This window comes from Umezawaea sp. (assembly GCF_057122925.1).
Window position 1 is genome coordinate 57,909 of sequence record NZ_DBNGPQ010000076.1, and the last position, 12,497, is coordinate 70,405.

Here is a 12,497-nt window from a genome sequence, read left to right on the forward strand (position 1 = left end):
AAGGAGCGATCCCATGACCGAGCGCCAGGACCTGCGACCCCTCAGCACGGAAGACCTGCTGCCGGAGCACGGCCGCGACCGCACCGCCCACGCGGACGACCAGTACCGCACCGACGACTACCGCGACTCGACCGCGGACCGCGCGGACGACGTCGACACCACCGGCACGGCGGCGGACCGGTACGACGCCGACGCCACCGGCACGACGGCGGACCGGTACGACGCCGACGCGGACCGCTCGGTGGTCTCCGACCAGTACGACGAGGTGGACGTCGACGCGGACAACCGCGCTCACGACGGCACCGAGCAGTACGGCCAGCACTCCGACGCCGAGCCGGTCGCCGCCGGTGACACCCACGACGAGACCGCCCTCGCGCACGACGAGACCCCGCGGCAGACGCCGACCACCGACGACGGCGCGCTCGAACTGTTCACCTCCGAGGAGGTCGACCAGTTCCGCACCGAGTGGCGCGGTCTCCAGTCCGACTTCGTGGACAGCCCGAGAGACGCCGTGCAGCACGCCGACCAGCTGGTCGCGCAGGTGATGCAGAGCCTCGCCACGACGTTCGCCGACCACAAGAAGTCGCTGGAAGGCCAGTGGAGCCAGGGCGAGCAGGTGGAGACCGAGGAGCTGCGGGTGGCGCTGCGCCAGTACCGCGCCTTCTTCGACAAGCTGCTGACCGTCTGATCGGGTTCTCGACCCCACCCGTTGTGCGTTCGACCGACCACCGGGCGCACAACGGGTTTTCCCGTGCCCGCGTCAGCCGGGGAGTTCGCGGATCTCCATCTCCAGGACGTCGATCTCGTCGTTCACGGCCTCGTCCAGGAGGTCGTCCAGCAGGGCACCGCAATCGGTGTGGACGACCCCGAACGTGGGCACCCGCTCCCACCAGACGGCCGGGTTGTTCCAGAACGAGCCCGACCCCTGGTCCACGCCTTCGAGGCAGCGCAACCGGGGATGGTCCTCGGGCAGGAGGCGGACGTACTCGATGAACCGCGACAGGGCGGCCGGATCGCTCACCGGGACCACGCCGTAGCCGCGCAGGCAGTCCTCGAGTTCGGCGAGGAACTCCGCTTTGAACGTCACGGCACACCTCGATCCGTTCGCTCCGCCGCGAACGCCGCGCCACCGCGGCCCCACCACGGTACCTCCGCCGGGGCCGCGCGAAGCTCCTGCTAACGGGCGGTTGTCCGCCTCCGGTCGACGCCCGTCCGCCCTACCGTCCTCAGTGGACGGGGTGGCTCACTTCTCGGCCGTCAGCCTCGCCACGAAGCTGAACCGGTCGCCCCGGTAGAGCGACCGAACGCGTTCGATGGGGTCGCCCGCGGTGTCGTAGGAGACGCGGTGCAGCAGCAGCATCGGCAGAGCGGGGTTGTTGCCGACGAGCAGGGCCTCGCGCGGTGTCGCCAGCACCGTCTCCAGGCGCTCCTCCGCCTCGTCGAACACGACGCCGAAGCGGTCCGTCAGGCACGAGTAGAGCGAGGTCGTCGCGTCGAACACGTCCAGCAGGTCGGGGAACCGGGCGACCGACAGGTAGGTCGACTCCAGACCGATCCGCTCCTCGTCGGCCAGCAGCACCCGCTCCAGGTGCACGACCGGGGCCCCGACGTCGAGCCTGAGGTCGGTGGACAGCACCTCGTCCGCGGGCAGGAGTTCGCACGTGATCACGTTGCGGGCGGGTTGGACGCCCTGGCGCAGCATTCCCTCGGTGTAGCTGACCAGCGACAACGGTTGCACTAGCTTGGGCGGGGCCACGAAGGTCCCGCTGCCTTGGCGACGTTGCAACTTGCCCTCCAGGACCAGTTCACCGACCGCCTGCCTGAGGGTCACCCGCGACACGGAGAAGCGTTCGGCCAGCTCGCGCTCGGACGGCAGCGCGGCGCCGACTCCGAGTGCGTCGACCAACCAGAGCAGTTCGGTCTTCACGGCGTAGTAGCGGGGGATCCGGCCGTGCTCGGGGATACCGGCACGAACCGGGCCGTCCGCCCGGTGAGGGGGGACGCGATGCGTAGCAGTCACGACCAGTTAGCTTACGTCGCGCACAGTACGCAGACGAGTGAAACCGGAGTGTGGACCGTCTCAGGAAGCCACCGTCGGCGGGTCCGGGATCACGTAGCCCGACGGGCCGACGTTGCGTTCGATGATCTTCCTCCACTCCCCGGAGTCGATCATCTTCCGGACCGCGTCCGCCACCTTCCCCCTCCCCTCGGCGTCGCCCTTGCGGATCCCGATGCCGTACTCCTCCTTGCTGAACGGCTTGCCGACCACCCGCAACAGCTCCGGGTTCTGGGCCGCGTAGCCCGCGAGGATCACGTCGTCGGTGGTCATCGCGTCCGCGTTGTCCGCCAGCACGGCGGTCACGCAGTCGCTGAACTTCGGGTACTCGACGAGTTTCACGTTCTGCGCGAACTCGGTCTTCACATACTCGGCCGATGTAGTTCCTTGAACCGAGCACAACCTCAGGCTGGCGTCGTTGTTCAGCGATTCCGGACCGCTGATCCTGCTTTCGTCCATTCGGACCAGCAGATCCTGCCCCGCGACGAAGTACGGACCCACGAAGTCGATGACCTCCTTCCTCTTCGCCGTGATCGAGTAAGTGGAGAGGACCAGATCGACCTGCCCGGAGGTCAGCAACTTCTCGCGATTCGCGGGCTGCGCCTCCTGCCACGATATTTTCGACTCGGGAACGCCCAACTCGTTCGCGACGTAGCGCGCCACGTCCACGTCAATGCCCCGGAACGTGCCGTCCAACCTGCGCACACCCAGTCCTGGCTGGTCGAACGAGACACCGATGATCAAATCGCCCTTGCCTGCGACCGAGGTGCCGTCGCTGGAGGAGCAGGCGCTGGCGAACAGCACCGCCGAACAGGCCGCGACCAGGCGCGACAACAAGACCGGCACCATTCTTCCCCTCTACGGACCCGCTGAAGCAGATACCCTGCGTCACATGTCCGGTAATCGGACACGGGCGGCGTCAATGGCACGCCGCGCTGGGCGGAATCTAGGCGGAGAAATGGCCGGAGTCCAGGGCTGAAAGCCGAGATCGACTTCGGTATCGGTCCAGCAGAACCAATCCCCAACAAGTGGGACGGGTGCTTCAACAACGTAACGCGATTATCTTTGGACGCCCGGTGACCGCAATCGTCGGGGCCCGCTGTCGTGCCGCGAGGGAGGCGGACCGACGGTCATCCGGGCGCTGCTGACGAACGCGCCCGCGGCCGAGGCGAGCACCGGTTCCAGCGCGAGCGACCGCACCTCCGGCAGGTCCTCGGCCAGTGCGGCCAACCGGAGCACCAGGTCCTCCAGCGCGCCGAGGTCCGCGGGGACGTCGCCCCGGTAGCCCGCGAGCAGCGGCGCCGCCTTCGGCGCGCGGACCAGCGCCGCGGCGTCGGTGTCGGTCAGCGGGACCGCCCGGTACGCGCGGTCCCCCAGCAGGTCGCTGACCAGCCCGGACAGCCCGAACGACAGCAGCGTGCCGAACGACGGGTCGTCCTGGAGGCCGAACGTGCAGGAGATGCCCTTGGGCGCCATGCGCTGCACGTACGCGCCCGACTCCCCCGCCACCTCGGTGAGCGCCGCGTACGCCGCCCGGACCGCTTCCTCGCCGCCGAGGTCGAGCCGCACGCCGACCAGGTCGTAGCGGTGCCGCAGCCGGTCGTCGGTCGCCTTCATCGCCACCGGGTAGCCGAGTTCCGCCGCGGCGGCCACCGCCTGCTCGGCCGACGCCACGACCCGGAACGGCACCACGTCGATGCCGTAGCAGGCGAGCAGGCGCACGGCGCTCTCGTCGTCGACCTGCTCCACCCCCTCGGCGAGCAGGGCCGTGACCAGCGCGGAGGCCGCGTCGGTGTCGATGCCCTCCGGGCGGGTGAACGTGCCCTGGGGCGCCGAGCGCCACCGCGCGTACCGCGTGGCGCGGGACAGGGCGAGCACCGCCCGTTCCGGGCTCGGGTAGGACGGCACCGACCCCCGGCCGGGCGCGCCGCCCGGACCGGGAACGGCCAGCTCGTCCGGCACGCCCTCGACCGCGAGGAACGTCGACACGATCGGCTTGGCGCTGCCGGTCTCCGCCACGACCTCGCGCAGCGCGCGGGCGTACGCCGTGCCGGGCACCGCGAGCGGCGGCACGAACACGACCACCAGCGCGTCGGTGTCCGGGCTCAGCAGCGACTCGCGGACGGCGGCGGCGAAGTCCTCGGGGCCGCTCTGCGGGCCGATGTCGACCGGGGCGCCCGCCAGTTCCAGGCCCTGCGCCAGGGCGGTGTCCGCGGCGAGCAGGCCGATCGCCGTCGAGTTGCCGACCACGCCGACCCGGTGGCCCGCGGGCAGCGGCTGGTGGGCCAGCAGCAGGGCGGTGTCGAAGAGCTGGGCCAGCGACTCGACCCGGATGACGCCCGCCTGCTCGAACAGCGCCTGCACGCTCGCCTCGTCCATCCGGACGGTGGTCGCGGCCAGCGCGGGCGTCACGGCGTGCCTGCCGGACTTCACCGCGACGACGGGTTTGGTGCGGCCGAGCCGCCGGGCGAGGCGGGCGAACTTGCGCGGGTTGCCGAACGACTCCAGGTAGAGCAGGACGACGTCGGTCGCCGGGTCGGTCTCCCAGTACTGGAGCAGGTCGTTGCCGGACACGTCCGCCCGGTTGCCCGCCGAGACGAACGTCGACAGGCCGAGCCCGCGCTCGGCGGCGTCCGCCAGGATCGCCGTGCCCAGCGCGCCGGACTGGCAGAAGAAGCCCGTGCGACCGCGCGCGGGCAGCCGCGGCGCGAGCGTGGCGTTGAGCCGGACCTTCGGGTCGGTGTTGAGCACGCCGAGCGCGTTCGGACCGACCACCCGCATCCCGTGCGAACGCGCCTCGGCCGCCAGCCGCAGCTCCGCGCTGCGCCCGTCCGGCCCGGTCTCGCCGAAGCCCGACGACACCACCAGCAGCGCCTTGACGCCCTTGGCCAGGCAGGCGTCCATGACCTCGTCGACGCCCGCGGCGGGCACCGCGACCACGGCGAGGTCCACGTCGTCGGGGATGTCCAGCACCGAGGCGTAGGCCCGCACGCCGCGCACCGACCGGTGCTCGGCGTTCACCGGGTAGACCGGGCCGGTGAAGTCGGCCGACAGCAGGTTCGACAGCACCGCGTTGCCGATCTTCGTCGGGTCCGTGGACGCGCCGATCACCGCCACCGACCTCGGGTGCAGCAGGTTGTGCACGCTGCGCGCCTCGGCCGCCTGCTCCCGCGACCGCGCCACCTCCACCGACTGCTCGGTCGGGTCGATCGCGAACTCCAGGTGCAGCGAGCCCTCCTCGAACTCCCGGCTCACCACGTACCCGGCGTCGCGGAACACCCGCACCATCTGGCCGTTCTCCGCCAGGACCTCGGCCACGAACCGGCTCAGCCCGCGCTCCCGCGCCGCGGCGGCCAGGTGCTCCAGCAGGATCGACCCCAGGCCGCGCTTCTGGTGGCCGTCCTCGACGACGAACGCGATCTCCGCCGAGTCACCCGAGTCCAGCCGGTCGAACCGGCCGACCGCCACGATGTCGTCGCCCAGCAGCGCCACCAGCGCCACCCGGTCGAGGTGGTCGACCGTGCTGAACCGCACCACGTCCCGGTGCGGCATCCGCGGGTAGGGGCCGAAGTAGCGGAAGTACCGCGTCCGCTCCGACAGCCTGCCGTGGAACGCCAGCAGCCGCTCGGCGTCGTCCGGCGTGATCGGCCGCAGGTGCACGGTGCCACCGTCGGACAGCACGACGTCGGCCTCCCAGTGCTCCGGGAAGTCGTACGGGTCGCCCTCGGCCATGTCCGCCACCGGTTCCTCTAGTCCTTGGGGTAAGTCCTGGCTCTCTGGTACCCGCATCGCACTACAGGCGGACACGCACCGCAGCGGGAGCGCTCAGTCCCTGCGGTCGTCGGGGTCCAGGCCGTGCAGCGGGAACACCGCGCGGCGGGTGTTGCGGATCGCCTGGTCCACCGGCGAGTCGGCGTCGCCGCTCCACGGTGTGTGGCCGGGGTCGGCGTCGTCGGTCATCGACGACGGCAGCGCCCGGTTCGGGGCCAGTCGCGACGCGTGCGACACCCAGCTCGCGGGCAGCGGCACGTTCGGGTCGAGGTCGCGGTCGAGGACCGTCGCCAGCAGGTGAGTCCACGAGCGCGGGACCACCCGCAGCAGCTCGTAGCCCCCGCCGCCGAGCGCCAGCCACCTGCCGTCCGCGTACGTCTCGGCGAGGTCCCGCAGGGCCCGGTAGATCGCCCGGTGCCCGTCGACCGACAGCGCCAGGTCCGCGAGCGGGTCCTCGCGGTGGCTGTCCACGCCGCACTGGGTCACCAGGACCTGCGGCCGGAACGCCCCGAGCAGGCCCGGCACGACCGCGTGGAACGCCCGCAGCCAGCTCCCGTCGCGGGTGCCCGGCGGCAGCGGCAGGTTCACCGCCGTGCCCTCCGCGCCCTTCCCGCCCAGTTCGGCGGGCCAGCCCGTGCCGGGCCACAGCGTCATCGGGTTCTGGTGCACCGAGATCGTCAGGACCCTCGGGTCGTCGTAGAACGCGGTCTGCACGCCGTCGCCGTGGTGCACGTCGACGTCGACGTAGGCGATCCGGTCGAAGCCGTTGTCGAGCAGCCACGAGATCGCCACCGCGCAGTCGTTGTACACGCAGAAGCCCGCCGCGTGGTCGCGCATGGCGTGGTGCAGCCCGCCCGCGATGCTCACCGCCCGGTCCGCCTCCCCCGACGCGATCCGCCGCGCCGCCTCCAGCGTCCCGCCGACGATCAACGCCGACGCCTCGTGCATCCGCTCGAACACCGGGTTGTCGCTGGTCCCGAGCCCGTGCCCGACGTCCCAAGCCGATGTCGGCGCCTCGCGCACCGCGGTGAGGTACGACTCGGTGTGCACGCGCTCGATGTCCGCGTCGGTAGCCGCCGTCGGCGAGACCAGCCCGACCCCGTCGAGCACGCCGAGCGCGGTCGCGAGCCGGATCGTCAGGTCGAGCCGGACCGGGTTGAGCGGATGCTCGCCCCCCAGGTCGTACCCGAGGAAGGACTGGTCCCAGACGACTGCGGCTGCCTTGCCCATGGGTGGAAACCTAACCCAAGGCAACGGTGCGGGTAGATCCGCGATCACAGGTTGACCGCCGGTCACGTGAACGGCGCGGACCACACTTACAGTCCTCCCGACGACACGGGCCCGCAACACCGCCATCGAGGATGGAACCGCGTCCGACGGAACGAGGTCAGAGCCCCCATGCACATGCGAAGAGTCACCGCGCTCACCGCCGTCCTCACGGTGGCCCTGACCCTCGGCCTCGCCGGGTGCGCCCAGAAGATCAACGGCACCGCGGTGGTCGCCGCGGGCGCGAACACGACCACCACCAAGCCCACCACGTCCTCCAAGGGCAAGCCCACGACCACCACCAAGGCGACCCCGACGAAGCCCACGTCGACGGACAAGCCCAGCGGCAAGATCAAGATCACCACGAAGAAGAAGACCGAGCCCAGCTGCGAGATCCTCTCCCCGGAGGAGGTCGCCACCGCGATCGGCTCCAAGCCCGCCACCGCACCGGGCTGCGTCCAGTCGACCTCGGACCCGCTGGTCGTGATCCTGCTGCTGATCACCCTCCCCGACTACGAGGGCACCGCCAGGGAGATCGAGGTCGCGGGCAACACCGCCTACGAGATCAAGGACGGCACCGACTGCTCCGTCATGGTCATGCTCACCGACGACCCGGACGAGATCACCCCGGCCCTGCTCGCCTCGGTGACCCCGCTCGACGAGGTCGACACCTGCGGCGTCGCCCTCAAGCTCGCCACGGCGGCGTTCAACAAGATCCCCAACGCGTGAGGTGAGACCCGGCGCGCGCCTGTCGGCGGGTGATGGGGATGTGCGCCGGGGGTGGTGGTCGAGACACCGGCGGAGGGTGCGGCTGGAGTCGGGGGTGGGAGCTGCGAAAGCGGCGACCGAGGCTCGGCGGAAACCACAGCAGCGCCCAGGGGCAGGGGCAGGATGGTCGGCCGGCAGGTGTTGTGGGGGCCAGGTGGGCCGGCTACCCGTCAGGAGTCAGCAAGGTAGACGGGCTGCTCATCGGGAGCAGGCCGGAACGGCAAACTGCCCATCGGGAACCAGCCGGAACGGCAAGCTGCCCGTCAGGAGCTGACCAACCAGTCTGTCCACCGCAGCCAGCCAACTGGGCAGGCCGCTCATCGGGAGTCGACCAGCTAGGCGGGTCATCGGGAGTCCACCGGGTAGGCGGGCTGCCCGGCAGGAGTCGGCCGAGCAGGCAGACCAGCCGGTCGGCGTCAGCCGGCTGAGCAGGCCCTCCGACAGGGAGTCGGCCAAGCAGGCAGACCAACCGGTCGGCGTCGACCGGTTGAACAAGCCCTCCGGCAGGAGTCGGTCGAACAGGCAGCTCGTCGGCAGCGACCGGGTAGGCAGGCTGATTGTCGGGAGCCGGCCGGATAGGCAGGTCGTCGGGAGTCGGCCACGCGGACAGGCTGTTCGTGGGCGGTCGGTGCGGGGCACTCGGTCCGGTGTGGAGGGGAACTCCGCACCTGCCGTGGTGCGGGGTCGGGTGTTGGCTCGCATGCGTTTGGGTGGGGTGGCCGGGTGGTCCGGTCGCGGGACAGGTGCTTGTGGCCACCCGTGGCGGTGGCCACAAGCACGTGATCCGGCTCTCCCCCGGTGTGGCTCAGCCCGGTTCGGGGCCGGTGGCTGCTGGGCGGTTCGGGTCGGCGGACCAGTTCGACCACGAGCCCGCGTACAGGGTGGCCGGCTTGTCCTTGCTGGTCAGGCCTGCCACCTCCAGGGCCAGGACGACCGAGGACGCGGTGACGCCGGAGCCGCAGTAGGCGCCGATCGGCGCGTCGGTGGTCACACCCAGTGCGCGGAAGCGGTCGGCCAGGGCCGTGGGGGCCAGCCAGCGGCCGGTGGCGTCCACGTGTTCGGAGGACGGGGCGTTGAGCGCGCCCGGCACGTGGCCCGGCCTGGGGTCCACGGGTTCGGTTTCGCCCCGGTAGCGGGCGCCCGCCCTGGCGTCGAGGAGGACGCCGGCGCGGGCCAGCTCGGCGGCGCCGTCGGCGTCGGTGACCGGCATGGCACCGGGGCGAACCCGCACGTCACCCGGCTCGGGAGCGGGTGCTTCCGCGGTGACGGGCCTCTCCTCGGCGGTCCAGGCGGCGAAGCCGCCGTCGAGCACGGCGACCTCCTCGTGGCCTGCCCAGCGCAGCAGCCACCAGACGCGGGCGGCGACCGAGCCGTCACCGCCGTCGTAGGCGACCACCGGGTGGCCCTCCCGGACGCCCGCGGCGCGCAGGACGCGCTCCAGAGCGGCCGGTTCCGGGAGCGGATGCCTGCCCCCCTGGCCGGGTGGCGCGGACAGTTCCGTGTCCAGGTCCGCATATGCCGCACCGGGAATGTGCGCGACCTCGTAGTCTAGACGTCCGGGTGGTCCACCGAGTCGCCAGCGAACATCGAGAACGACGGGTGGACGGTCACCGTTCAGTGCCGCGGCGAGGGCTTCGGTGCTGATCAAAGGATGCACGAGACCCATCCTGCACCGCCCCGCATCGGACTCCGGCACCACACGCGGCCTGTGGTGACCTCGGGTGCGACTAGCATTGACGACATACGAAGGGGAGCGGGCGTGAACGACCTCATCGACACCACGGAGATGTACCTCCGGACCATCTACGAGCTCGAAGAAGAGGGTGTGGTGCCCCTGCGGGCGCGCATCGCCGAGCGCCTCGGGCAGAGCGGTCCGACCGTGAGCCAGACCGTCGGCCGCATGGAGCGCGACGGGCTCGTCATCGTCGCGGGCGACCGGCACCTCGAACTCACCGACCAGGGCCGCAACCTGGCCATCGCGGTCATGCGCAAGCACCGGCTCGCGGAGCGCCTCCTCGTCGACATCATCGGCCTGGAGTGGGAGCACGTCCACAGCGAGGCCTGCCGCTGGGAGCACGTGATGAGCGAGGCGGTCGAGCGCAAGCTCATCAAGCTGCTCGGCAACCCCACGACCTCGCCCTACGGCAACCCGATCCCCGGTCTGGACAAGCTGGGCGACGGCGAGCCCGCCCCGGCCGTCGAGGCCGACCTGATCCGCATCGACGAGGTGGCCCGCCGCGGTGGCGGCAAGGTCGAGGTGCGGCGGATCGCCGAGCACATCCAGCTCGACCCCGACCTGATGGCCGAGCTGAAGGAAGCGGGCGTCATCCCCGGCGGCACCGTCGAGGTCGAGGGGCTCGCGGGCGCCAAGGTGATCAAGGTCCGCGGCAACGGCAGCAGCGCCACGCTGGACCCGTCCGTCGCCCACGCCGTCATGGTGCAGGCACGGTGACGACAGCGGACCGAGCCGCCGCAGCGTTCCAGCAGGTGTACGACCGGGCGCCCACGGGCATCTGGTCCGCACCCGGCCGGGTGAACCTGATCGGCGAGCACACGGACTACAACGACGGCTTCGTCCTGCCGTTCGCCCTGCCCTACCGGATCGCCGTGGCCGCGGCTCCGCGCGAGGACGGCGTGCTGGCGGTCGGCACGCTCGGCGTGGACGGCAACGTCCAGCACGCCGACCCGTTCCCGATCGCCGACCTGGAACCCGGCGTCGTGCCGGGCTGGGCCGCCTACCCCTCGGGGGTGGCGTGGGTGCTGCGGTCGCAGGGCATCACCGGCGGCGCGGACCTGATGGTCGCGGGTGACGTGCCCGCGGGCGCGGGCCTGTCCTCGTCGCACGCGCTCGAGTGCGCGGTCGCGCTGGCGCTCCTCGGGCTGGCGGGCCTCTCGCCCGACGGCGACGAGGCGTCCTCGCCGACCCGCCAGGAGATCGCCCGCTGGGTGCAGCGCTCCGAGAACGACTTCGTCGGCGCGCCCACCGGGCTGCTCGACCAGACGGCGTCGCTGTGCTGCGTCGAGGCGCACGCGCTGTTCCTCGACGTCCGCTCCGGCAAGTCCGAGCAGGTGCACTTCGACGCGGCCGCCGCCGGGCTCGAGGTGCTGGTGGTCGACACCCGTGCGAGCCACTCGCACACCGACGGCGGCTACGGCGCGCGCCGCGCGGGCTGCGAGCGGGCGGCCGAGATCCTCGGCGTGCCCGCGCTGCGCGACGTGGAGGTCACCGAGCTGACCGAGACGCTCGCCCGCCTCCCGGAGGACCTCCGACCGCTCGTGCGGCACGTGGTGACCGAGAACGACCGGGTTCTCCAGACGGTGGACCTGTTGCACGCCAACAGGTTGGGCGACATCGGCCCGCTGCTGAGCGCGTCGCACGCCAGCCTGCGGGACGACTACCGGGTCTCGTGCCTGGAACTCGACGTCGCCGTCGACGCGGCGATGGCCGCGGGTGCCCTCGGCGCGCGGATGGTCGGTGGCGGCTTCGGCGGCTCGGCCATCGCCCTGGTGCCGGTCGGCCTGCACTCCGACGTGGAGAAGTCCGTCTTCGCCGCCTTCGCCGAGCGCTCCCTGCCCAAGCCGAGGCTGTTCACGGCCGTGCCCTCCAAGGGCGCGGGCCAGGACCGCTGATCTTCCTCCCCCTCCGGACGAACGAAAGAGAGAACCACGGTGAAGCTGCTCGTGACGGGCGGTGCTGGGTACGTCGGCAGCGTGAACGCGGCTCGGCTGATCGAGTCGGGCCACGAGGTGGTCGTGCTCGACGACCTGTCCACGGGGCACGCCGACGCGGTTCCCGAGGGCGCCCGGTTCGTGCAGGGCGACATCAACGACGTCATCGGCACGGTGCTGGCGGAGGGCTTCGACGGCGTGCTGCACTTCGCGGCCAAGTCGCTGGTCGGCGAATCCATGGTGGACCCCGCCAAGTACTGGCAGGGCAACGTCGTCACCTCGCTGCGGCTGCTGGACGCCATGCGCGAGCACGGCACCCCGCGACTGGTGTTCTCCTCGACCGCCGCCACCTACGGCGAGCCGGAGGAGGTCCCGATCTCCGAGACGGCGCCGACCCGCCCGACCAACACCTACGGCGCGTCGAAGCTGACGATCGACCACGCCATCACCTCCTACGCCGCCGCTCACGGCCTGGCCGCGGTGAGCCTGCGGTACTTCAACGTGGCGGGCGCGCACGGTTCGGTCGGCGAGCGGCACGCGGTCGAGACGCACCTCATCCCGCTGGTGCTCCAGGTCGCGCTCGGTCAGCGCGAGCAGATCCAGATCTTCGGCGAGGACTGGCCGACCGAGGACGGCACGTGCGTGCGCGACTACATCCACGTCACCGACCTCGCCGACGCCCACCTGCTGGCGCTGGAGCACGCCGTCGCCGGTGAGCACCGGATCTACAACCTGGGCAACGGCACCGGTTTCTCGGTGAAGCAGGTCATCGACACCTGCCGCGAGGTCACCGGCCACGCCATCCCCGCCGCCATCGCGCCGCGCCGCGCGGGCGACCCCGCCGTGCTGGTCGCGTCCAGCGAGCGGGCCCGGACCGAACTCGGGTGGAAGCCCGAGCGCGCCGACCTGACCGGAATCGTGCGCGATGCCTGGGAATTCACCCGGTCCCGTCAGGAGGCATGAGCCC

The 12,497-nt window shown here is 71.6% G+C and carries 12 protein-coding genes; 6 read left to right on the forward strand and 6 right to left on the reverse strand.

The annotated features are described in order from the left end of the window. Positions 1 to 13 precede the first annotated feature (13 nt). Positions 14 to 688: a hypothetical protein gene (locus AC156L_RS17030; RefSeq protein ID WP_330876916.1), complete on the forward strand. Its 675-nt coding sequence runs from the start codon at positions 14 to 16 to the stop codon at positions 686 to 688. Between the two features lie 72 nt (positions 689 to 760). On the opposite strand, the gene AC156L_RS17035 is transcribed toward AC156L_RS17030, so the two are convergent. The 3 genes from AC156L_RS17035 to AC156L_RS17045 form a co-directional block, all read right to left on the reverse strand. Further along, complete coding sequence (locus AC156L_RS17035; protein WP_330876915.1) at positions 761 to 1,087, reverse strand: hypothetical protein; 327 nt, start codon at positions 1,085 to 1,087, stop codon at positions 761 to 763. Between the two features lie 156 nt (positions 1,088 to 1,243). Further along, on the reverse strand, positions 1,244 to 2,020 hold the full coding sequence (locus AC156L_RS17040; protein ID WP_330876914.1) for a GntR family transcriptional regulator: 777 nt from the start codon (positions 2,018 to 2,020) through the stop codon (positions 1,244 to 1,246). Between the two features lie 60 nt (positions 2,021 to 2,080). Beyond that, on the reverse strand, positions 2,081 to 2,905 hold the full coding sequence (locus AC156L_RS17045) for a glutamate ABC transporter substrate-binding protein (RefSeq protein ID WP_414719915.1): 825 nt from the start codon (positions 2,903 to 2,905) through the stop codon (positions 2,081 to 2,083). On the opposite strand from AC156L_RS17045, the gene AC156L_RS17050 reads away from it, so the two are divergent. Then, positions 2,793 to 3,035 (forward strand): hypothetical protein, encoded by a 243-nt coding sequence (locus tag AC156L_RS17050; RefSeq protein ID WP_330876971.1) that lies wholly within the window; start codon positions 2,793 to 2,795, stop codon positions 3,033 to 3,035. The two genes, AC156L_RS17045 and AC156L_RS17050, sit on opposite strands and share 113 nt — an antisense overlap. 80 nt (positions 3,036 to 3,115) lie before the next feature. Here AC156L_RS17050 and AC156L_RS17055 read toward each other — a convergent pair whose 3' ends face one another. Together AC156L_RS17055 and AC156L_RS17060 are read right to left on the reverse strand one after the other, a co-directional pair. Further along, positions 3,116 to 5,788 carry a bifunctional acetate--CoA ligase family protein/GNAT family N-acetyltransferase gene (locus tag AC156L_RS17055; protein WP_330876967.1) on the reverse strand — a complete coding sequence of 891 codons (2,673 nt, stop codon included), beginning with the start codon at positions 5,786 to 5,788 and terminating at the stop codon, positions 3,116 to 3,118. Positions 5,789 to 5,881: 93 nt separating this feature from the next. Continuing rightward, positions 5,882 to 7,057, reverse strand: a complete 1,176-nt coding sequence (locus AC156L_RS17060) for an acetoin utilization protein AcuC (protein WP_330876913.1) — start codon at positions 7,055 to 7,057, stop codon at positions 5,882 to 5,884. A gap of 168 nt (positions 7,058 to 7,225) precedes the next feature. Here AC156L_RS17060 and AC156L_RS17065 point away from each other — a divergent pair, with 168 nt between their 5' ends. Beyond that, positions 7,226 to 7,822 (forward strand): DUF3558 family protein, encoded by a 597-nt coding sequence (locus tag AC156L_RS17065; RefSeq protein WP_330876912.1) that lies wholly within the window; start codon positions 7,226 to 7,228, stop codon positions 7,820 to 7,822. An 844-nt stretch (positions 7,823 to 8,666) separates the two neighbouring features. On the opposite strand, the gene AC156L_RS17070 is transcribed toward AC156L_RS17065, so the two are convergent. After that, positions 8,667 to 9,518, reverse strand: coding sequence for a sulfurtransferase (locus AC156L_RS17070; protein WP_330876911.1), 852 nt, complete (start codon positions 9,516 to 9,518; stop codon positions 8,667 to 8,669). Positions 9,519 to 9,620: 102 nt separating this feature from the next. Between AC156L_RS17070 and AC156L_RS17075 the strand changes: the two genes are divergently transcribed. From AC156L_RS17075 to galE, 3 genes are read left to right on the forward strand one after another with little or no spacing between them, the layout of a single operon-like run. After that, positions 9,621 to 10,313 (forward strand): iron-dependent transcriptional repressor DtxR, encoded by a 693-nt coding sequence (locus tag AC156L_RS17075; RefSeq protein ID WP_330876910.1) that lies wholly within the window; start codon positions 9,621 to 9,623, stop codon positions 10,311 to 10,313. After that, the gene (gene galK / locus AC156L_RS17080; RefSeq protein ID WP_330876909.1) at positions 10,310 to 11,491 is read left to right on the forward strand and encodes a galactokinase; all 1,182 of its coding nucleotides are present in this window, start codon (positions 10,310 to 10,312) and stop codon (positions 11,489 to 11,491) included. The genes AC156L_RS17075 and galK overlap by 4 nt, the downstream gene beginning before the upstream one ends. A gap of 39 nt (positions 11,492 to 11,530) precedes the next feature. Then, entirely contained in the window at positions 11,531 to 12,493 is a 963-nt protein-coding gene (galE, locus tag AC156L_RS17085; protein ID WP_330876908.1) for a UDP-glucose 4-epimerase GalE, read from the forward strand. Positions 12,494 to 12,497 lie beyond the last annotated feature (4 nt).

Coding starts and splice junctions, on each gene's coding strand:
- AC156L_RS17045 (WP_414719915.1), bottom strand. CDS start 2,905: ATGGTGCCGGTCTTGTTGTCGCGCCTGGTCGCGGCCTGTTCGGCGGTG.
- AC156L_RS17050 (WP_330876971.1), top strand. CDS start 2,793: ATGATCAAATCGCCCTTGCCTGCGACCGAGGTGCCGTCGCTGGAGGAG.
- AC156L_RS17060 (WP_330876913.1), bottom strand. CDS start 7,057: ATGGGCAAGGCAGCCGCAGTCGTCTGGGACCAGTCCTTCCTCGGGTAC.
- AC156L_RS17065 (WP_330876912.1), top strand. CDS start 7,226: ATGCACATGCGAAGAGTCACCGCGCTCACCGCCGTCCTCACGGTGGCC.
- AC156L_RS17055 (WP_330876967.1), bottom strand. CDS start 5,788: ATGGCCGAGGGCGACCCGTACGACTTCCCGGAGCACTGGGAGGCCGAC.
- AC156L_RS17030 (WP_330876916.1), top strand. CDS start 14: ATGACCGAGCGCCAGGACCTGCGACCCCTCAGCACGGAAGACCTGCTG.